Below are 19,715 nucleotides of genomic sequence, written 5' to 3'. Positions count from 1 at the left end.
GGTACACGTGTCGGATTTGGGTGGATTGTCCGTAGTAAACAATGTCCGGGCAGGACGGCGTACGGCTTATCGTGCTCTGACGCCCTGTGGGAAAAGCTGATGGACGGATGCCACCCATCCCGCCCATGCACCAGCCCGTACACCAGCCTGGATCGAGGAGAAGAGCTGTGAGCAGCGAGAACGAGGGCACTGCGGTCCCGCCGGTTCCGTCCGCCCCGCCGGCGACGGGGGAGACTCCCGCTGCTCCTCCGGCAGCCGCGCCGCCCGTCCCGACCGTGCCCCCGGCGCCGCCCGCGGCGAGCGCCCCGACCGAGCAGCTGCCGCCGGTGCCGGCCGAGCAGCCTGCCGCGCAGCCGCACGCCGCGGCCCACCCGCACGCCGCCCCGGGCGCCGGAGCCGGCGAGGCCCCCACCGTGGTGGGCGCGGGCCAGGGCACCCACGCACCGCAGGAGCCGGCCGGCCAGGCGGCGCAGCCGCACCCGGCCGCCGCCTCCGGTTCCGGTCACGCGCAACCGCAGCAGTCCCCGCCGCAGCAGTCCCCGCCGCAGCCGCCCCAGGCCCAGACCCAGGTCCAGCACCAGCAGCCGTACGCGGCGGCCGCGCAGTCCGGCGCGCCCGCGGCGGAGCCGGTCGGCGCCTGGCCGCCGCCCACCGCCCCCGGTGCCCCCGGCGCTCCGGGTGGTCACGGGACCGATGTGTGGGGCGCGCCCCTGCAGCAGCCGGCCCCCAAGCCCCGCCGCGGCGGACGTGGCCTGATCACCGCGGTGATCGTGGCGGCCCTGGTGGCCGGCGGCGTCGGCGGCGGCATCGGCTTCAGCCTCGCCGACTCCTCCGGCGGCCCGGGCAGCTCGACCGTGGTCTCCGCGGGCGGCGGCAGCGTGCAGCGCGCCCCCGACTCGGTGGCCGGCGTGGCCGCCTCCGCGCTGCCCAGCACCGTCACCATCGACGCCCAGAACTCCGGCGGCGAGGGCGGCACCGGCACCGGCTTCGTCTTCGACACCGAGGGCCACATCGTCACCAACAACCACGTCGTCGCCGAGGCCGTCGACAGCGGCAAGGTCACCGCGACCTTCCCGGACGGCAAGAAGTACGACGCCGAGGTGGTCGGCCACGCCCAGGGCTACGACGTCGCGGTCATCAAGCTGAAGAACGCCCCGGACAACCTGAAGCCGCTGCCGCTGGGCGACTCCGAGAAGGTGGCGGTCGGCGACCCGACCATCGCCATCGGCGCCCCGTTCGGCCTGTCCAACACCGTCACCACCGGCATCATCAGCGCCAAGAACCGCCCGGTGGCCTCCAGCGACGGCGGCGCGGGCAGCAAGGCCTCCTACATGAGCGCCCTGCAGACCGACGCCTCCATCAACCCGGGCAACTCCGGCGGCCCGCTGCTGAACGCGGACGGCTCCGTGATCGGCATCAACTCCGCGATCCAGTCCGCCGGCGACGGCTTCGGCACCGGTCAGGCCGGCTCCATCGGCCTCGGCTTCGCCATCCCGATCAACCAGGCGAAGTTCGTCGCGCAGGAGCTCATCAAGACCGGCAAGCCGGTCTACGCCAAGATCGGCGCCTCGGTCACCATGACGGAGGGCGAGGGCGGCGCCCGCATCATCGGCGACAGCGGCACCGCCGTCGAGCGGGGCGGCCCGGCCGACAAGGCCGGCCTGGAGCCGGGCGACCTGATCACCCGCTTCGACGACAAGTCCATCGACAGCGGCCCGGCCCTGATCGGCGAGATCTGGACCCACAAGCCGGGCGACACGGTGAAGCTCACCTTCGAGCGCGACGGCAAGGAGCGCACGGTCGAACTGACCCTCGGCTCCCGCACCGGCGACAACTGACCTGACAACGCCCCTCGCAGACCCGTTACTCTTGTCCCCGCGCCGGGCTCGCCCGGCGCGGGGAGGCGTGCCCGAGCGGCCGAAGGGAACGGTCTTGAAAACCGTCGTGGCAGCGATGTCACCGTGGGTTCAAATCCCACCGCCTCCGCCGAGGTCATAGACAGTGCAGGTCAGAAGGGGTGTCCCGGTTGCCGGGGCACCCCTTCTGCGTGCGGCTTGTCTCACCGTGATCCACCCGTGTCCCAGCGTTGACCAGGGCTGGTGGACCAGGAGTGGACCAAATCTCGACCCCGAGCCCGCAGACAGTCCCCATGGCGGTTGAATGCGCGGGTGGTGAACTGGGCGCAGATGCATGACTGCCTCGGGGACGTCGATCGTGTCCCCGAGCTGCTGGTGCGAGTGGAGCGCGAGGACGACGCGGAGGCGTGGGAAGAGCTGGACCTCCGGCTCGTCCTCGAGGACAGCATGGTGTTCCCCGCCAGCTTTGCCGCGCTGCCCCGCCTGGTCCGTCTCGCGCAGCGAAACGCGCGGGCACGGAGTCTGGCCGCGGTGATCGTCCGGTGTGCGGCGGGGAGCCATGGCTGTGACGCTCTGCTGGAAGGTTGTGCCGATGCTATCGATGAACTTCGGGGCGTGCTGGACCGGCACCTGCGGTCACGGCCGGACGACTATCTCGTGACCTTCCTCGGCCTGCTCGCGGCGGAAGGGCAGTACCACTGGAGTGCCGTCGTGGACGACTTCGCGGACGACTTCTACGAGGTGGCGTGCCCGCACTGCGCCGTGGCGGTGACGATCGCCATCGGCGGCTACGGGCGCTACTCCGCGATCCGGGACTGGGACCTGGGCGACGTGGACCGGCGCGACCTGAGACCGGCGCCTGCTGAGGAACTCTCGGGCACCGGCCGATGGATGCACGAGAAATGCGTCCGCGACGGGCAGGCCGCTCTGGCCGAGGGAATCACCTACCTTTTCGGCCGAGCGGAATGCCCGCGCTGCGCGAGTGTCTTCAGCGTCGCGGACGAGTACACATCCGCCAACTGCCCAGTGATGTCGGCCTCGGACTGCAGCTCAGCGGAAGAGCTTCGGTCAGATGCCTGACAGGCCTCACGGTCGATGCGTCGACGTGAGAGCCTGCTCGATCTGCCGGTTCGCCTGGTCCTGGCTGCGGTGGATGGCCTTGACGTAGAAGCGGAACAGCACCGCGATGCTGTGGCCCGCGCGGCGGGCGACCTCGGCCGGGGAGACGCCGGACTCCAGCCAGAGGGAGACGCCCGCGTGGCGCAGGGAGTACGGAACCTCTGCGAGGCGTGAGGCGGCCTCGGTCTGGGTGAGGGCGGCGAGGCGGGCGGCCTTCCAGAGCTGGCCGTACTCCTTGGAGAGCAGGTGGCCGCCTTGCACGGCCCGGAACAGGCGCCCGTCCCCGGCGGTGCCGAACTCCTCGATGTGCCGACGGACCATGGACACCAGGATGGGCGGGATCGGCACGGCCCGAGTCGCCTTGCGGGCCCGCTTCTTCAGGCCGCGGGTGTCGAAGGATTCGCCGGTGTCGGTCCAGCCGGAACCGACGCGCGGCATGCTCGCGGAGAGGAGCACCTCGCCCCAGCCCTCCTCGGGAAGGGTGAAGTCCGCCGCTCGAAGGCCGGCTGCCTCGCCGGGGCGGGTGGCGGCGTAGTAAAGGCAACCGAAGAACGCCTTCAAATGTCGTCCGCGCTCCCCCAGTTCACCAACGGCCTCGATCAGGTCCTTGGCCAGCTTCGGCCCCGGTACGTACCGGAAGTCGATCTCGTCGTCGGTCTCCGGCGGAGACCAGTCGACCTTGCCCAGCGGCAACGCCGTCAGCAGTTCGCGCTCGACGGCGTAGCGCAGGCAGTTGCTGAAGACCGTCCGTTTGCGGTTCACCGTGTTCTCGGCGGCCGGACCGCCGTCGGTTCTGAGAGTGAGCGCGTCCAGGGCCTTGCGGACAGTGGCAGGCGTGCTGAGCGCGGTGATGTCCACCGACTTGCCGGCGAGCCAGTTGAGGGCGGCGATGATCTCGGGCGGGGCTTGGTGGGCGTCGAGGCGCGGAACCAGGCCGCCCTCGTCGTCCAGGACGAATCGGTAGACCCATGAGTAGAGCGCGGTCCGGAGTGTCTGCGCGGCCGGGGCACCCCGGTTGTCCTTGACCAGCTTCGGCGTGATCGTCGCGAGGGTGTCCGCGATGCTCGCACGGTGCTTGGCAGAGGCGTTCGGCCACTTCATCCGTGCGTAGTCACGGGTGTGGGTGTACCAAGTGGTGGCCTTGAGCGCCTGGACCTCCGATGCGGGAAGGCCCGTCTCGGTGTCGAACTGCTCGCGGTTACGGAGGGCGGTCAGCAGCTCGGCCCGTCGACCGTCGGCCTGGGCCTTGAGGCGGTAGCTCTTGGAGAAGGGTCGGGGTCCGACCCGCCAGCGCAGCTGGTAGGCGGCGGCCCGGTTGGGACGCTTGCGGATGCCCCAGATCTGGACGTCGTACGTCAGCACAGGTCCTGCACCTCGCACGAGGTGAACCAGGCATCGAGGTCGGCCCGCCGGATACGGAGCTGGCCGTTCGGCAGCTTGAGGCACCTCGGGGCCTGCCCCCGGGCGCGCAGGCGGTAGAAGGCGGCCCGGGACATGCGGATCTCGGCGAGGGCCTCGGCCAGCGTCAGGGTCTGCGTCTGCCGGTCGGTGGGGAAGGTCGTGCTCACAGCCAGGGTGCTCCTTCGGACTTGAGGCGGAGGGCGTGGTCGAGCTCGTGGCGGATGTGGGCGGCGAGCAGCTCCTCGCCGGGACGGTAGCCGGAGGTGAGGTAGGCCCAGTGGGAGACGACGAGGGTGGTGCCGTCGTCGAAGAGGTCGGTGCCGACGCGGTTGCGGGCCTGCTCCAGGCGCCAGGCGTGGCGGACGTCGCGGAGGGCTCCGAGGGTGGTGGAGTAGCGGCGGGACTTGGTGGAGAAGTGGCCGCGGAAGCCGAGCATGTGGGCCCATTTCCGGAGCCGGAGGCCCGCGAACTCGGGGAGGCCGCCGAGGGCCCACGCGGTCCGGATCATTTGGCGGACGTGCTGCCGGACGCGCAGGTCCATGATGGGCTCGGCCTGTCCCGTTCCGTCGCAGGCTGGGCACAGGTCGTGGAATCCGTCGGGTCCCGTGGCGCTGCCCTGGCCTCGGCAGGTGTGGCAGGTCAGCGGGCGGTCGACCATGCCGGAGGCTTCGGCGCTCTTGGTGGCGTACTTGGCGACGTAGGCGGCCACCTTGTGGTCGGTGAGTTCGCCGCCGTCGTCCCCGCCGGTGATCTCGCGGACGTCGATCCGGTCGCCCCAAGCGAGTTCGCGGTCGCCGACGGCGTCCGAGGTGACCGTGAGCCGCGTGCGGTCGGCGGCGTGGTGCACCGCCTGGGTGAGTGCCCCGAGGCCGGCCCAGCCGGGCGGAGGCGTGGTCGGTCCGGCGGGGCCGTCGAGCCGGATGATGGCGTGGAAGTGGATCAGGCCGCGCTTTTGGTACTCCGCCACTTTGGCGAAGGAGAAGCACAGCGAGGCGCGCAAGGCTTCCTGCGTCAGGCCGAGTTGGGCGGCGAGCTCCCGGCGGAGCTGGATGGTGAAGCGGGCCCAGAGCGCTCCGGCGTGTGCGTTCCAGAGGATGGCGCCGGCGTAGTCGTAGGCGGCCGGGTCGATCGGAGTGCCGAGGGCGGGGTCGTCCTCGGGGTGACGGCGGCCGCAGTGGCAGTTCAGGGGCTTCCCGGCCTGCGTGGTGCGGATGGCATGGACCCGGCCGAAGGAGGGGGCGGTGAGGGTGACGAACAGCCGGGGGTGAGACCGGACGGCATCGGGAACGGATTTCCCGCCGGACATTCCGGCCTTGATCAGGTGGTACGTGTCGGCGGCGTAGACGCGTGAGCAGGAGGGGCAGCGGGAGGCGCGGCGGTTTCCGCAGGCGGTGAGCAGGCGTCCGGTGGGTTCGGCCTCGGTCGTGTAGGTGCGCAGTACGGCGTTGGTGGCGGCGTCGAGGGTGGTGGTCTGCCCGACGAGGTTGACGGGGCGGGTGCAACCGCGGACGGTGCGGAGCTGGTCGGTGAGCCGGGCGTAGTCATCGAGGTGAGCGAGTTCGATCAGGTCTCGCAGGGCGGGACTCGTGACGTGGTCGAGCCGTGGGGGGTGAGCCATGAGGAAGGCCTCTCGTGCGGGGTGGGCCCCCGAGCAGCAGCGGCACCACGGGCGGGGCAGAGCTGCTGCTCGGGGCATGACGAATCGGGCCCTGGCAGGGCGACGGTTGGGAGTACCGGGAGTCCGGCGGAGGTCAGGCGGCGAGTGCCGCGTGCAGGGCGGCGGCCATGGGGAGGCCGACGCCGAGTCGTCGCTTGAGCTGGGCGACGGTGATGGGCTCGCCGTGCTCACGGTGGTGGGCGGCGGCGATGGCCCGGGCCTCGTGCAGGAGCGGTTCGGGCACCTGCGGGGGCGGGGCGGAGGCTGGGGGTATGGACGCGGGCTCTGACGGCGTGGACTCCGGGCGGGGCTGTTCCTCGGCGGCCAGGGCAGGTGCGGCGACAGGCCTCGTGGCCTCAGCGTCCGCAGGGTTCACGGGCCGGGCAGTGTGGAAGGCGCGCAGGAGCTGCGGGCCGACGGCGCCCCACCCCAGCAGGAGCAGGGGCGCGACGGAGTCGAGCGCGGCCCGGTCGTGGTGGCCGGCGGCGATGGGCTCGGCGACGTTGAGTCCCAGGGTGAGCAGTCCGGAGCAGTGCATGAGCCTGGTGGCCGTCCGCACTTCCTCCGCCGGGACTCCACGCAGGGACAGGTGCCGCAGTGCCACCAGGAGGCCGAGCACGGACAGGTCGACCATGGGAGCGATCAGCGGTGCGATGGGCTTCGGAACACCGAGCCGAAGGGCCAGGTCCCAGACGTTGCCGAAGGAGAAGACGAACGCCAGGGCGGCGATGACGGCCATCACCACGGTGATCGTCCGCTGGGTGATGCGCTCTTCGGTCACGAGGTTTCACCTCCTCTCAACAGGCTGTGGACGGAGCGTCCTGCGATCGGTCAGACGGCATATGGCGTCTGGTCGGGCACGACGGCCCGCGGCCTGAGCGGCGTGACGGCGGCGAGGAGTTCGGACGGGTCGGCGGTCAGGTGGGCGGTCGCGGCGGCGATCCGGGCCGCGTGCCTCTCCGGGACGTACGGGGTTCTCACGCGGGTGAAGCCGGCCCGCCCGGGCGAGTTCATGACCGCGACTCCGACGTAGGCCGGGTTCTGCAGCGTGGTCGGGATGACGTCGGGCCACTGCCGGATGTCGTCGCCCAGGGCCGCCACCGAGGCCTCGGCGGTCTTCTGTGCGAAGGACATGCCGACCGGGCAGACATCGCGGATGAAGGTGGGGATCGCGTCGCCCGTGGACTTCTGGGTGGCGAGGAGTACGAGGATCCCAACGCTGCGGCCCTTCTTGACCAGCTCCTCCACCAGGCGGGCGTTCTCCGCGGCCAGGGCCGCCAGGTGCTTGGACTCCTTGTCCGAGCCCTTGTGGTCGCGGAAGTAGGTGTGCGCCTCGTCGATGACCAGGACCACCCACGGCCAGGAGCGGGAGGGGCCGCGATGCCACATGTCCTTGCGGCCCAGGACGTACCGGATGCAGGACGACCGGTTTTGTCGGAGCCTCGCCAGCCGCTTGAAGAGGGCGTTGGCCTCCTCCAGGTCGTCGCCGACGAAGGTGAACAGCCGGGGGACCAGCTCGGCGTAGTCGCCTTCGTCGGCAGAGGAGACCTTGCCGTCGGCCACAGCGAACTGCACGGCCGGCGAGGGGGCGCAGTCGCAGAGGAAGCGGTTGATGACCGAGGTCTTGCCGAAGCCAGGCAGTCCGGCGATGGTCACGCCGGGCACCTCGGCGAGGTTCACCGACACCGTCTGGGCGTACTCGTCCACCCCGATCTCCCAGTGGACGAGGTCGCGGGGCTCCTCCCCCGTCGGCGTGTGCGTCGCCGGCGCCAGCAGCGGATCGATCCGCACGCCGCGGATCTGCACCCACCCCGGCGACTCCTGCGTGACCGAGACGCGTGTGCAGCCCCAGGCGTCGGCCAGGTAGGCGGAGGCCCGCTTGTACTCCTCCAGACCGACTCTCGGCAGGCACCTTGCCCGGACCCGCACCCCGTACCGGTCGGCCCGCACCCGCAGGGAGGGGACGAGGACACGGGGGCGGGGCGGTGTCCCGCTGGTGTTCCTGAGCGAGGCCAGCGTGCTCGGCATCGAGTCCGTGACGGTCAGGCCGGCCATCAGGGCCAGCCGCCGCCAGGACCGGCGGACCCGCAGAGCCTGCCGCATGCTGGCCCGCATGTCCGCGTCTGCCCGGAGGTAGCGAACCACCCAGCTCACCGCCCACCCCAAGGCGGCGGCGAGAGCCAGGCAGACGACGATGCGGCCGAGGTTGGTCACCTGTGTCACTTGCTCCATCTCAACTCCTCCCATTCGACCGACAGTCCGAGTGGCAGCCACGGGCCGCCGTCCGTGAAACCGGGCGGCCGGGCGATCCTGCTAGGCGAGGTCGTCAGGAGTACCCCCCGATACGGGCACCGGGCTGCCCAGCAGCTCGAGGGCGCTGGCCCGGTAGGCGATGCCGTCCTGGATCTGGCCGTTGAAGACCCGGGCCCACGGGGTGGCGAACAGGTCCACCGGCCGGACGAACATGCCGACGTTGAGACCGTCCGGCAGGCCGCTCTTGGGGACGGTGACCTTGATGGCCTCGGCCCGCTCGTCCTCCATCACGAACACCGTGACGGTGTAGAGGCTCTCGCCGGTGTCCCGGTCCTTGGCGATCTGAGTCCGCTCCTGGTCGGTGAACTTCGGGGTCGGCAGCATGCCGACCATGTGGCGGGTGGTCGGGGCGAAGCCCACGCGAATGCGCGCCATGGCGATGTTCCTTCCTCGTGGTCGCCTCGTACGGCGACCTCGGGGCTAGTAGAGCTAGGTGTGCTAGCACTGTCAAGTCTGCCAAGTTCTGCGCGTGTCCAAACCTGTAAGGCAGAACAGGGGCCGGGTAGGTGTGCTAAGGGAGCTAGACGGCTAACCTGGATGCATGACCCCCGCGAAGAGCGACCGGCCGGACCGGCGGCCGCCGTACCAGCACGCTGCGGACGCGATCCGCAAGGAGATCCGTGCCGGCCGGCTGAAGCCGGGGGAGCAGCTGCCGTCGCTGCGGGAGCTCCAGGACCGGTTCGGCATCGCCAACATGACGATGCGGGCCGCGCTGAACCTCCTCCGCGAAGAAGGGCTCATCTACACGATCCAGGGCCGCGGCAGCTTCGTCGCCGACGTCGGGGAACTCCCGGACGGCTACACGGCGCCGGCCTGGTACCTCGCCGGAGGCGGAGCCGAGGGCGAGGAGGACAGCACCACACTCACCGAGGTCCTCACCTCCCTGCGCGACGAGGTCCGCCACCTCAGCGCCGAGCACCAGGACCTCAAGCGCGAAGTCGAGGAACTGAAGGCCCGAGTCCACGCGAACTCCTGAGTTCCGCCAGGTCAGCCCGCATCCCGGCCGCCTCCCGGCTCATCCGGCGCACCATCGCCAGCATCTCGAGCGCGAGCACCAGGACGTGCCGGTCGTGCCCCTCGAGTACGTCATCCCGATGCCTGTTCACGTACACCACCTCGGTTCGTCGCGATCGCGCTGACCGCACGGCGACGATCGCCCCCGTACGTCCTTCATGGAGATCCGGAATCGGGTGATTGCCACGGCAGGCCCGAAAGAGTGAAGCGCCAGGCCGTTAAAAGTTTCCTTACTGGATCAAGCCCGGCTGCGCTCCGCTTCGCCGGGCGCGCTCCCGGCTCCGCGTCGCGCTGCGCTCCTGCCTTCGGCCCGCTCCGCGCACGCTGCGCCGACGCGCGCCGACGAGTAGGAGCAGCACCAGGAGGAGAGGCGAGTACCGCACGGCCGGGGCCGAGATGGCGGGGGCGCCGCGGGCGGGTGCCGGCCGAAGGTGGCTGAGGCGCGGGATCTCCCATCCCGCCTACCGTCGACCCAGGCAGAGCCGAGCAGACACGGCACCTGGCGTCCAGGTCGTTCGTACAGTGGCGCGCTCCAGGGCCTTCCCCCGTTGTGGTGGACACGCGGTCATTGATCACGCGGCGAGCGTGAGCTTAGCGGTGTGGTGTCGTCGTTCGTATTCGTTGGGGCTGAGGTGGCCGTTGGCGGAGTGCCGGCGGCGGGTGTTGTAGCGGGTCAGCCAGGCGAAGACGGTCTTTCTGCAGGTGGCGGCGTCGCCGTAGTGGCGGGCGCCCTGGAGGGTCTCGCGTTTCAGGGACGCGTGGAAGCTTTCGCAGGCCGCGTTGTCCGCGCTGGAGCCGACCTCGCCCATCGACCGGGTCACTTTGAGCTGGTCGCAGAGGGTCGCGTAGGCCCTGGCCCCGTATTGGGCGAGTTCAACCGGTCGGAGTGGAACACCGCGCCGTCCAGGCCGCCGCGGGTGCGGGCGGCCATTTTCCGGGCGTCGGCGACCAGGTCGGTGCGCATGTGGTCGGCGATGGACCAGCCGACGACCTTCCGGCTGAAGCAGTCCAGCACGGTCGCGAGATAGAGGAACTCCCCGTTTTCCAGGGGCAGGTAGGTGATGTCGCCCATGTATTTGCTGCCGGGTTCGGGGGCGGTGAAGTCCCTGCGGAACAGGTCCGGAACCAGTGCGGCGGCCGGGTCGGGGACGGTGGTGCGGACGCGTCTGCGCAGGCGGACGCCGACGATGGAGAACGTGCGCATCACCCGGGCGACCCGCTTCTCATTGACCCGCAGGCCGTTCTCCTTCAGCTCGGCCGTGACCCGCGGGGAGCCGTAGGTGCCGCCGGACTCGGTGTGGACCTCGCGGATCCTGGCGGCCAGGCGCTCGTCGGCCCGCTGCCGAACCTGCCTGGTCTGCCGGCCGGACAGCCACTTGTAGTAGCTGGACCTGTTCACCTGCAGGACTTCGCAGAGCCGCTTCACCTCGAAGGCGTCCCGGTGGTCGTCGACGAACTGGAAGCGGCTGATCACCAGTTCGTCTCCCCGGCGAAATACTTGGCCGCCTTGCGGAGTATGTCCCGCTCGGTCGCGAGCTTCTGCTCACTCGCCTCCAGCTCGGCCACCCGCGCTTCCAGCTGCCGGATCCGCTCGTCCGGCTCCGTGGCCGGCGCGGTCTCCTTCGAGGCCGCGGTCCTCCTGCCGCCTGCCGGCGGGGCGGCCGGGTTCTGGCCTCGGCGCTTGCGGTCCCGCAGCACCCACTCCCGCAGAGTCCCCCGGCTGATGCCCAGGTCGGCGGCGATGCTCTTGTAGGTCGCCCCGGGCGTGGACTCGTACAGGGCCACGGCATCGGCCTTGAACTCGTCCGAGTAGTCCTTCATCGCCATCGGCGGTCTCTCGCTTCCTCCGGATCAAGCAGATCCAGTATCGGCGTGTCCACCACTCAGGGGGAGGCCCCCCACCTGGACGCCAGGCACCGCGCCTGCTCCACGGAGTGTGGGTCGACGGCAGACGGGATGGCAGCTGGGGCCGTACGTGGCTGACGCCGGTCAGTCAGCCTCGCTAGTGTTCCGCGTACCGCGTAGTGGCAGGGGGACCGGATGGGGAATAGGCGACGAGTCGACGATCAGGTGGCGGCCGCCCGCCTGGCCTATATGGCGGTCCTTGAGATTCGTAGCATGGCCAGGCGCCGCGAAGCCTTGGACACCTGGCCTGACGACGACTATGTCGCCTGCATCGCCTGGCTAGCGGATCTCGTTCACAACATCGCAGGTGGGGTGAGACCCACTCGCCTGTGGCTGCCCTGGCGCAAGCACAATCGCCCGATGTACTGGACCTGGAACGTAGCGGGACCGGCTGGGCGGGAATGGATCAGGGCCACGCTGGAACGGGAGGGCATGGACTGGACGCCTCCGCCTCTGCAGGAGTTGGAGGATGCCGAGGATGACATCAGCGACTGACACCAATAAGCGCGAACCGTGCTGAACAGCGGCGACCATCAACGGTAAGCGCGCCTGGGCACAGCACACCTCGGGCGAGGTCGACAGACAACGTGATCGACCTGATAAGGATGAGGCCGCACCTCAGGCTCCGTGCCCCACTCGTGCCCGATCGAACGGGGAACTACGGGGAACGGCAGGAAGTCCCGGGATCCGGGCAAGCGAACGACTCCTGGCCATCAACCCAGGTCAGAGGGCGTTCTCACTGCTCATCACGCGGAGGCGGCGGGATTTGAACCCACGGTGACATCGCTGCCACGACGGTTTTCAAGATCGATCAGAGTGGTTGCCCTGCGGGCTCCGTTACCCTCGTTGCGGCTCTGTTCAAGCTTGACGTCATCCGTCGAAGCGAAGCCACTCGACTGGGGCATCAGCCAGCGGAGCCAGAGCAGTGCGGTGGGTGGCGCCGGCCCAGGCCTCGAACTTGCCGCCGTCTACTTCGCACACGTGCAGGACGAGGCCTGGTGCCACGTAGAAGCGAGTTGGGGCCCAAGGCCAGAAAGGGCGCAGTGGAACCGGGAGCAGCTGCTCGGTGAGTTGGTCGACCTTCTGCGCTGTCAGCTGCTGGCTGCGCGGCAGCGCCAGGTAGTCCGCCCCCATCGAGGCCTCGAAGAGCGAGAACTGTAGGAGAAATCCGCTGAGCGGTTCCTGTTCCGCGATCGGCGTCTCGGTGTCGTCGAGGAACCAGACGATCGGATCGCGCTCTCCCTGATGGAGTGGCCACCACAGTGACCAGGTGAAGCCTCCTTGGTTTTCGACACCGAAGACCAGCATCTCGCCCCGCTCGTCGACGCGTAGATCGGATGGGGGACGGATGCTGTTCTGCACTCCAAGAACCGCTGGTCGCTGTGCTGCCAGTCGATAGAGCCGTCTCAGACTGTCGGGTATGACTTCCGTCATCAGTTCGGTGGGGGGGATGTCCGGGGTTTCGGTGGCTGGGTGCCAGCCTGTGACGAACTGCTCCAGGGCTGCTGAACGGTCGTTACCCACATGGCGGAGCCATTCCATCCCGGGGAGATTCACCGGGGCTGCTGGCGGACGCACCCGGTCGAGCAGCGGCTTGCTGAGAGGCTCTTGGAATTGGATCACGGCGCGCGTCAGTTCGTAATGGTCCTGGCCAGGCCGCAGAGTCTGTGAGACCTGGGCGGTACGGCCGACACCCAGGTACAGGAAGCCGTCCTCGACACGGACCATGAGATGCACAGGCAACACCTTGCCGTCCGTACCGTCTCTCCCGGTTCGGGTAGTAAGTCGTTCAGTGAGCGATGTCGGCGCCGGGCCGAACAGGCGCAGCTCCTCCGCGTTCCACACCCCGCTCCTGTCGGGGCCCCAGTCACCTGCCTCAGTGATGATCACGGTTCCCAACGGACCGATCGCCACGGTGGCACCATCGAGCACGTAGGACGCGGTATTCGCAGCGTCACCGACCAGCGCAGTCACCTGCGCTTCCTCGGCGGACAACCTCAGCGGCAGTGCTGGTATCTGGTCAGCCATGCCGACATACTCCCCGGCCGTCGCAGCTGCTGCTGACCAAGCTTCGCGAGCGGCCCTTGACGGAGTTGAATATCTTGGCTGGGCCCGGCGAGTGGTTGCTCGAACCCCGTGGCGGTGATCTGCCGGCGCACCCGCCGTCGTGGTTGCTTTTCTGTGGCTGAGGCCCAGGTGGGTATGAGGCCGGTCGCCCTGTCGGAGTTGCTCAGGTGCTGTGCCGCCAGGCCCGCCAAGGCCGGGTGATGATCTCGCGGTAGGTGTGGTGGGACGGGTGGCGGCCGCAGTGCTGGAGTAGCCAGTCCTGGGGTTCGGTGAAGTCCTCGCTGGGCGGGGAGGCCTCGCCGTCGATCGCGCACTGCATCGCGTAGAGGACCGGCTCCGCGTCGGGTTCGCGGTCGGGCTGGAGGGTCCAGGTCTCGTAGGTCAGGACCGCGCGCGGGGTGATCACCGGCCCCACCGCCGGTTCGCCGCTGCGACCTTGGCGCTCAGTTCCTCGGCCTGCGTGGGCCGGCGGAGTTCCTCAGGTGGCACGTCCCACACGCGGCCGCCCCGCGGTGGGCGGAGCTGTACATAAGGGCCCTCGTGGGCCATCACCACGCCCGCGCGGCCGTCGCGGCGGTCGACGAGCAGTGTGCCCGGGGTGGGAACGGTGGGGTGGGTGGTGTCCGGCACGCTGACGCTCCTCGGTGGCGCTGATCGTGCCCCCGGCGCTTCAGTGCCGCAGGGCCGGCACCGATCCTCGGTGTGGTCGGCGGGACGGGGGAACCTCGCGCGAACCCCACACCGGGACGTCCCGCGTCCGGTAGAACGTCCCTGGCACCACGAGCCGCGAGTGAGGGGGGCCCAGTCTGTGCGGAACGAGAGGCTGTGGGCCGTCATGGCGGCCGGAGGCTGGACGTACGCCGCTCTCGCCCAGGCCGTGGAGGTCGACCCGAAGTCGGTCGAGCGGTGGGTGAACCTGGGGCGGATCCCGCGACGCGTCACGGCGTTCCAGGCGGCGAAGGCGCTGGGCGAGGACGTGCACGCGCTCTGGCCGGCACTCCGGCAGGCACGCCCCGCCCGTGCGATCAGTCCGGAGCTGGTGGGGCTGTACGAGAAGCGCGCCGACGTTCCCGTGTCCGCGTACGTGGAGCTCCTGGCGCAGGCCCGGGAGCGGATCGACGTCCTAGTCTACGCGGCAGTGTTCCTCCATGAGGCGTATCCGCGGCTGAACGAGCTGCTCGCCGAGCGGGCCGCGGAAGGGTGCGAGGTGCGGATCGCGGTAGGCGACCCCGACAGCGCCAACGTCCAGCAGCGAGGGCAGGAGGAGCGCTTCGGGCACGGGATCCAGTCCCGGTGCCGCCTGGCGCTGCTGCACTACGGCGCCCTCGTCGGAACCCCGGGCATCGAGGTGCGGACGCACGGGACGACGCTCTACAACTCGATCTACCGGGCCGACGACCAGCAGCTGGTCAACGCGCACGTCTGGGGCGTCAACGCCTACGCCGCCCCGGTGTGGCACATTCGCCGGAACGGCAACGGGGACAGCGGCATGTTCGACACCTACGCCCGCAGCTTCGAGGCCGCGTGGGCGACCGCTGAGCCCGTACACCCCGCAGGACAGGAAGGCTGACCGTGGCGCGGACCGAGTACTACGACGACCCGCACGCCCCCGAGCCGAACAGCATGGTCGTCGCGGCCTCCGCCGTGGTCACCGACAAACAGGGGCGGATCCTGCTCCAGCGCCGCCAGGACAATGACCTGTGGGCACTGCCCGGGGGCGGCATGGACCTCACCGACTCGCTGCCCGGGGCGGCCGTGCGGGAGGTCAAGGAGGAGACCGGTCTGGACGTCGAGATCACGGGCCTGGTCGGCACGTACACCGATCCGAAGCACATCATCGCCTACACCGACGGCGAGGTCCGGCGGCAGTTCAACGTCTGTTTCACGGCGCGGATCACCGGCGGCCGGCTGGAGATCTCCGACGAGTCCACCGAGCTCCGGTTCGTTCCGCCCGAGGAGATCGACGCCCTGCCGATGCACCCCACCCAGCGCCTGCGGATTCGGCACTACCTGGAGCACCGCATCGGCCCCTATCTGGGGTGAACCGCGAGGCTGGTGGACCCCGTGTGGACCGGGTGGCCAGGCCCCGACCGGCCGACGGTGCCCGAAAGGTGCCGAGTTCCAGCTCAGAGGCCCGGAGCCGCCGCTCGTGAGACTGATCCGCCAACCGTCTTGAAAACCGTCGTGGCAGCGATGTCACCGTGGGTTCAAATCCCACCGCCTCCGCGGTGAGAGCAGCGAGAACGGCCCCTGACCCGGGTACCTGGGTCAGGGGCCGTTCTCGTGTCCGGCCACCGCCGCTCGGCCGGGCGCGGCGGGGCACAGTCCGCAGCGTCGCGCGACGGCGGTCAGTGTGCCGACCCGTTCTTGTACTGGGCCCGCGTTCCCTGTGGAAACGCCACAAGGGGGGCGTGATGATGTGCTGGGGGACCTGCTGGGCTCGCTGCTGGGAGGCGGCCGGGCCGGGGACCGTCACGGGTCCGTGGTGAGACGGGGGCGGGGTGGGGGGTTCCAGGCGTCGCGTTCCGCGGTGGTGAGCCAGTGGAGGTACCAGTCCGTGAACGGCAGGGGCCGGTCGTCGTCCTTCCGCCGGATGGGCAGGACGCCCTCGCCGACGGCCCGTACGTCGTCCCACATGGTGCCGCGCAGGGGACCCGTGACGACGAGGAGCGAGTAGTAGCCGCAGCCCTGGGAGCTGACGCAGAGGGTGCCCTGCGTGAGCGTGTCGTCCAGTTCGTCGCAGCGGGCCGTCCAGGCGGCGTACGCGGCGGCGAGGGCGGCCTCGTCGGGATGGTCGGCGCGCCGGGGTTCGGCGCGCTCGAGCCGGTCCAGTTCGGCCGTGCGCTCCGGGCGGAAGGGCAGTGCGGCGTGGCCGGTGGCCGGCGGGGCGCCGGGTGCGGGCGGCCGCAGCGGGAAGAGTCCGTAGTCGGGGCCCGCGCCACCGGCCCCCACCTCGCCGAGGAACGTCCGGTACTCCTTGGGGAGGTGGGTGCCGAGCCCTCGTTCCACCGCCCGCAGCTCCTGCTCGTCCAGGGTGGGCAGCAGCTCGAAGTCGTGTCCGTGGCCCGGGCAGTGGGCGCCGAACACCGTTTTCCAGTGCGGCGCCTCGCGCAGCGCGAGCACCCGCTCCCGGACTCCGCTCCAGGGTCCCCCCACCGCTGCACCTCCGCGTCGTGCGTCCGCCGTCGGGGACAAGGGTCCCGCACGCGCGGGCGCCCGTGACGGGTGGTGCCGGTGGCGTCCGGGCCGCTTGCCTGGTTCCGGGTGCTTCGGGTGCCGGCGCGGCACCGTTCCGGTGAGCTCGTCACGATTTCTCCGCTTGGGGGTTTATCGACAAGACGTCACGCTTGCGAGCGAACCGGCGGTGCGGGACGGTTTGCCCAGGGTGGGGTGGGCATGTCTCGGGGCGAGGAACGCAACAGCGGGACGGTCCGGTCAACCGCCCCGTCCGAAGGGCCGGTTCGCCGGCCCGGAGGGAAACAGCCCTTCTCGTGACTCGGTGTTCGTGTCGGCCCACCCACAAAGGAGGAACCAGATGGCATCCATCCGCACGACCCGCGTACGCAGCGCGGTGGCGCGCGGCGGCGGTCCCCCGGTGGGCGAGCGGCCCACCCACGGGAATCGGATCCACCAGGGAGGTCTGTGGTGAGCGGACCGCGGCCGCCGGAGCGCTAGGGCCCGGCGGTCGCGGAAGGAGCGTGCTTCATGGGGATGCCCGTGCGCGTGACGGCGGATCGACGCCGTCACGCGCACGGGTGCGTTCCGGGGCGTGCCGCCGAGTTCCGGTCCGTCCCGGGGCGTGCCGGTGCGTTCCGACGCGTTGCCGGGGTTCGGGCGGCCGAAGGGGCGGGACACCCCCCGTCGTCGACCCGGAGCCCACCCAGGGGGAAACCCCGAGGTCGCCTCGCTCTCCAGGAGGTGAGGACGGCTCCCCTCTCCGACCTGCGGGGGACCCCGTCCGGTCCCTGCGGCCGATCCGCCCACGCCCCGCCGCTCCTAGCGTGGAGGTATGACAGCCAGGACGTCACCGCCACCACCGCGTGCGACCTCCTACGCCTCCTTCGCGTCGTACGTCCAGGCCCGCCGGCCGGTGCTGCTGCGCACCGCCCGCTCGCTGACCAACGACCCCTTGGACGCGGAGGACCTGCTCCAGACCGCCCTCGCCCGCACCTACGTCCACTGGGACCGGATCGCCGACCACGGCGCCCTCGACGGCTACGTCCGCCGTGCCCTGGTGAACACCCGCACCTCCCAGTGGCGTCGCCGTCGCGTCGAGGAGCTGCCCAGCGAGACCCTGCCCGAGCCGCGTGAGCCCGCCGCCGCGCCGGCCGACCCGGCCGAGCGGCAGGCCACCCGCGACGCCTTGTGGCGCGCGGTCCTGCGCCTCCCCGACCGTCAGCGCGCCATCGTCGTGCTCCGCTACTACGAGGATCTCAGCGAGGCCCGCACCGCCGAACTGCTCGGCGTCTCGGTCGGAACGGTGAAGTCCGCACTGTCCCGTGCCCTGGTCAAGCTGCGCGAAGACCCTGAATTGCCTCTCGCCAGGTAGTGACGGGAGAGCCTCCACCTGTGCAGAATCACCGGAAACTTACCCACGCGTAACGACGCGCGTATCTCGGGGAGGCACCGGTGCAGAGCACGATGCAGGACGTCGAGCTGACGGTCTCGCGAATCCTGACCCACGGCACGACCGTCCACGGTCGTTCCGAGGTCATTACCTGGACGGGAGAGGGAGCGCCCGAGCGCCGTACCTTCGCCGAGGTGGGCCGCCGCGCCGCCCAGCTCGCCCACGCCCTGCGCGACGACCTCGGCGTCCGCGGCGACGACCGGGTCGCCACCCTGATGTGGAACAACAGCGCCCACGTCGAGGCCTACTTCGCCATCCCGTCGATGGGCGCGGTGCTGCACACCCTCAACCTGCGCCTGCCCGCCGAGCAGCTGGCCTGGATCGTCAACCACGCCGCCGACAAGGTGGTCGTCGTCAACGGCACCCTGCTGCCGCTGCTCGCCCCGCTGCTGCCCCAGCTGCCCACCCTCGAGCACATCGTGGTGTCCGGCCCCGGCGACCTCTCCCTGCTCGACGGCGCGGCCGCCCGGGTCCACGAGTACGAGGCGCTGATCGCCGGGAAGCCGGAGAGCTACGACTGGCCCCGGCTGGACGAACGCCAGGCCGCCGCCATGTGTTACACCTCGGGCACCACCGGCGACCCCAAGGGCGTCGTCTACTCCCACCGCTCGATCTACCTGCACTCCATGCAGGTCAACATGAGCCAGTCGATGGCGCTGACGGACAGCGACACCTCCCTGGTGGTCGTCCCGCAGTTCCACGTCAACGCCTGGGGCATCCCGCACGCCACCTTCATGACCGGCGTCAACATGCTGATGCCGGACCGGTTCCTGCAGCCCGCCCCGCTCGCCGAGATGATCGAGACGGTCCGCCCCACCCACGCCGCCGCCGTCCCCACCATCTGGCAGGGCCTGCTCGCCGAGCTCAAGGCCAGGCCGCGTGACGTCTCCACGCTCACCCAGGTCACCATCGGCGGTGCGGCCTGCCCGCCCGCGCTGATGAAGGCCTTCGACGAGTTCGGCATGCGGGTCGTCCACGCCTGGGGCATGACCGAGACCTCCCCGCTGGGCACGGTGGCCCGCCCGCCGGCCCACGTGCAGCCGGGCTCCGAGGAGGAGTTCGCCTACCGCACCACCCAGGGCCGCTTCCCGGCCGGCGTCGAGGCCCGCCTGACCGGCCCGAACGGCGAGCGCCTGCCCTGGGACGGCGAGTCGGCCGGCGAGCTGGAGGTGCGCGGCCCGTGGATCGCCGGCGCCTACTACAACGGTCCGGACGGCGAACCGCTGTGTCCCGAGGACAAGTTCAGCGAGGACGGCTGGCTGAAGACGGGCGACGTCGGCGTCATCGACCCGGACGGCTTCCTCACCCTGACGGACCGGGCCAAGGACGTCATCAAGTCCGGCGGCGAGTGGATCTCCTCGGTGGAGCTGGAGAACGCGCTGATGGGGCACCCGCAGGTCGCCGAGGCCGCCGTGGTGGCGGTGCCGGACGACAAGTGGGGCGAGCGCCCGCTGGCCGCGGTGGTCCTGAAGGACGGCGCGGAGACCGGGTTCGGCGAGCTGCGCGAGTTCCTCGGGGCGGAGGGCGGTGTCGCCAGGTGGCAGCTGCCGGAGCGCTGGACGCGGGTCGCGGCGGTGCCGAAGACGAGCGTCGGCAAGTTCGACAAGAAGGTCATCCGCCGGCAGTACGCGGAGGGCGAGCTGGACGTGACCACCATCTGACGTCCCGGTACGCGGGCCCGCCTCCCGGTCCGCCTCCCGGCGCACGACGCGAATACACAACGGGAGAAGGGGCGCCCCGCGGCACGTGCCGCGGC

General features: G+C 70.6%; 18 protein-coding genes, 1 tRNA gene and 1 pseudogene. 9 read left to right on the top strand and 11 right to left on the bottom strand.

All coding sequences use genetic code 11. The annotated features are described in order from the left end of the window. Positions 1 to 167 precede the first annotated feature (167 nt). The 3 genes from ACFRAV_RS09930 (at position 168) to ACFRAV_RS09920 (ending at position 2,936) form a co-directional block, all read left to right on the top strand. Entirely contained in the window at positions 168 to 1,838 is a 1,671-nt protein-coding gene (locus ACFRAV_RS09930) for a S1C family serine protease (protein ID WP_382553290.1), read from the top strand. Positions 1,839 to 1,899: 61 nt separating this feature from the next. After that, a tRNA-Ser gene (locus tag ACFRAV_RS09925) sits at positions 1,900 to 1,986 on the top strand. Positions 1,987 to 2,168: 182 nt separating this feature from the next. Beyond that, the gene (locus ACFRAV_RS09920; protein ID WP_382553288.1) at positions 2,169 to 2,936 is read left to right on the top strand and encodes a hypothetical protein; all 768 of its coding nucleotides are present in this window, start codon (positions 2,169 to 2,171) and stop codon (positions 2,934 to 2,936) included. A gap of 6 nt (positions 2,937 to 2,942) precedes the next feature. Here the strand turns inward: ACFRAV_RS09920 and ACFRAV_RS09915 are convergent, their stop codons facing one another. From ACFRAV_RS09915 to ACFRAV_RS09890, 6 genes are all read right to left on the bottom strand, one after another. Beyond that, on the bottom strand, positions 2,943 to 4,337 hold the full coding sequence (locus tag ACFRAV_RS09915) for a tyrosine-type recombinase/integrase (RefSeq protein ID WP_382553286.1): 1,395 nt from the start codon (positions 4,335 to 4,337) through the stop codon (positions 2,943 to 2,945). Beyond that, positions 4,331 to 4,543: a helix-turn-helix transcriptional regulator gene (locus tag ACFRAV_RS09910; protein ID WP_382553283.1), complete on the bottom strand. Its 213-nt coding sequence runs from the start codon at positions 4,541 to 4,543 to the stop codon at positions 4,331 to 4,333. The genes ACFRAV_RS09915 and ACFRAV_RS09910 overlap by 7 nt, the downstream gene beginning before the upstream one ends. Further along, complete coding sequence (locus ACFRAV_RS09905; RefSeq protein ID WP_382553281.1) at positions 4,540 to 5,994, bottom strand: replication initiator; 1,455 nt, start codon at positions 5,992 to 5,994, stop codon at positions 4,540 to 4,542. The genes ACFRAV_RS09910 and ACFRAV_RS09905 overlap by 4 nt, the downstream gene beginning before the upstream one ends. Before the next feature lie 133 nt (positions 5,995 to 6,127). Beyond that, positions 6,128 to 6,814 carry a DUF2637 domain-containing protein gene (locus ACFRAV_RS09900; RefSeq protein WP_382553278.1) on the bottom strand — a complete coding sequence of 229 codons (687 nt, stop codon included), beginning with the start codon at positions 6,812 to 6,814 and terminating at the stop codon, positions 6,128 to 6,130. Positions 6,815 to 6,864: 50 nt separating this feature from the next. Continuing rightward, positions 6,865 to 8,265: a cell division protein FtsK gene (locus tag ACFRAV_RS09895; protein WP_382553276.1), complete on the bottom strand. Its 1,401-nt coding sequence runs from the start codon at positions 8,263 to 8,265 to the stop codon at positions 6,865 to 6,867. 81 nt (positions 8,266 to 8,346) lie between these two features. Next, entirely contained in the window at positions 8,347 to 8,721 is a 375-nt protein-coding gene (locus ACFRAV_RS09890; RefSeq protein WP_382553274.1) for a hypothetical protein, read from the bottom strand. Between the two features lie 166 nt (positions 8,722 to 8,887). Here ACFRAV_RS09890 and ACFRAV_RS09885 point away from each other — a divergent pair, with 166 nt between their 5' ends. Further along, entirely contained in the window at positions 8,888 to 9,322 is a 435-nt protein-coding gene (locus tag ACFRAV_RS09885; RefSeq protein ID WP_382553271.1) for a GntR family transcriptional regulator, read from the top strand. Between the two features lie 610 nt (positions 9,323 to 9,932). Here ACFRAV_RS09885 and ACFRAV_RS09880 read toward each other — a convergent pair. Next, a pseudogene (locus ACFRAV_RS09880) lies at positions 9,933 to 11,187 on the bottom strand (IS3 family transposase). Positions 11,188 to 11,478: 291 nt separating this feature from the next. Between ACFRAV_RS09880 and ACFRAV_RS09875 the strand changes: the two are divergent. After that, positions 11,479 to 11,760, top strand: a complete 282-nt coding sequence (locus ACFRAV_RS09875; protein WP_382553268.1) for a hypothetical protein — start codon at positions 11,479 to 11,481, stop codon at positions 11,758 to 11,760. A 375-nt stretch (positions 11,761 to 12,135) separates the two neighbouring features. Here the strand turns inward: ACFRAV_RS09875 and ACFRAV_RS09870 are convergent, their stop codons facing one another. The 3 genes from ACFRAV_RS09870 to ACFRAV_RS09860 all read right to left on the bottom strand — a co-directional run bounded on the left by ACFRAV_RS09870 (position 12,136) and on the right by ACFRAV_RS09860 (position 13,962). Continuing rightward, positions 12,136 to 13,293, bottom strand: a complete 1,158-nt coding sequence (locus ACFRAV_RS09870) for a hypothetical protein (protein WP_382553265.1) — start codon at positions 13,291 to 13,293, stop codon at positions 12,136 to 12,138. A gap of 202 nt (positions 13,294 to 13,495) precedes the next feature. After that, positions 13,496 to 13,735 (bottom strand): hypothetical protein, encoded by a 240-nt coding sequence (locus tag ACFRAV_RS09865; protein ID WP_382553441.1) that lies wholly within the window; start codon positions 13,733 to 13,735, stop codon positions 13,496 to 13,498. Next, on the bottom strand, positions 13,735 to 13,962 hold the full coding sequence (locus ACFRAV_RS09860) for a hypothetical protein (RefSeq protein ID WP_382553262.1): 228 nt from the start codon (positions 13,960 to 13,962) through the stop codon (positions 13,735 to 13,737). The genes ACFRAV_RS09865 and ACFRAV_RS09860 overlap by 1 nt, the downstream gene beginning before the upstream one ends. Before the next feature lie 205 nt (positions 13,963 to 14,167). Between ACFRAV_RS09860 and ACFRAV_RS09855 the strand changes: the two genes are divergently transcribed. Further along, positions 14,168 to 14,902, top strand: a complete 735-nt coding sequence (locus ACFRAV_RS09855) for an XRE family transcriptional regulator (RefSeq protein WP_382553438.1) — start codon at positions 14,168 to 14,170, stop codon at positions 14,900 to 14,902. A gap of 2 nt (positions 14,903 to 14,904) precedes the next feature. Continuing rightward, positions 14,905 to 15,375: an NUDIX hydrolase gene (locus ACFRAV_RS09850; protein WP_382553260.1), complete on the top strand. Its 471-nt coding sequence runs from the start codon at positions 14,905 to 14,907 to the stop codon at positions 15,373 to 15,375. Positions 15,376 to 15,804: 429 nt separating this feature from the next. Here the strand turns inward: ACFRAV_RS09850 and ACFRAV_RS09845 are convergent, their stop codons facing one another. Next, on the bottom strand, positions 15,805 to 16,488 hold the full coding sequence (locus tag ACFRAV_RS09845; RefSeq protein WP_382553259.1) for an SMI1/KNR4 family protein: 684 nt from the start codon (positions 16,486 to 16,488) through the stop codon (positions 15,805 to 15,807). A gap of 853 nt (positions 16,489 to 17,341) precedes the next feature. Between ACFRAV_RS09845 and ACFRAV_RS09840 the strand changes: the two genes are divergently transcribed. Together ACFRAV_RS09840 and ACFRAV_RS09835 are read left to right on the top strand one after the other, a co-directional pair. Further along, positions 17,342 to 17,881: a SigE family RNA polymerase sigma factor gene (locus ACFRAV_RS09840; protein ID WP_382553256.1), complete on the top strand. Its 540-nt coding sequence runs from the start codon at positions 17,342 to 17,344 to the stop codon at positions 17,879 to 17,881. 80 nt (positions 17,882 to 17,961) lie between these two features. Then, positions 17,962 to 19,620, top strand: coding sequence for a long-chain fatty acid--CoA ligase (locus ACFRAV_RS09835; protein WP_382553254.1), 1,659 nt, complete (start codon positions 17,962 to 17,964; stop codon positions 19,618 to 19,620). Positions 19,621 to 19,715 lie beyond the last annotated feature (95 nt).

Source organism: Streptomyces sp. NPDC056600, assembly GCF_042792855.1.
In the GTDB taxonomy this organism is placed as follows: domain Bacteria; phylum Actinomycetota; class Actinomycetes; order Streptomycetales; family Streptomycetaceae; genus Streptomyces.
Note: the sequence above shows the minus strand (reverse complement) of the source record. Positions and strands in the feature narration are given on the sequence as shown.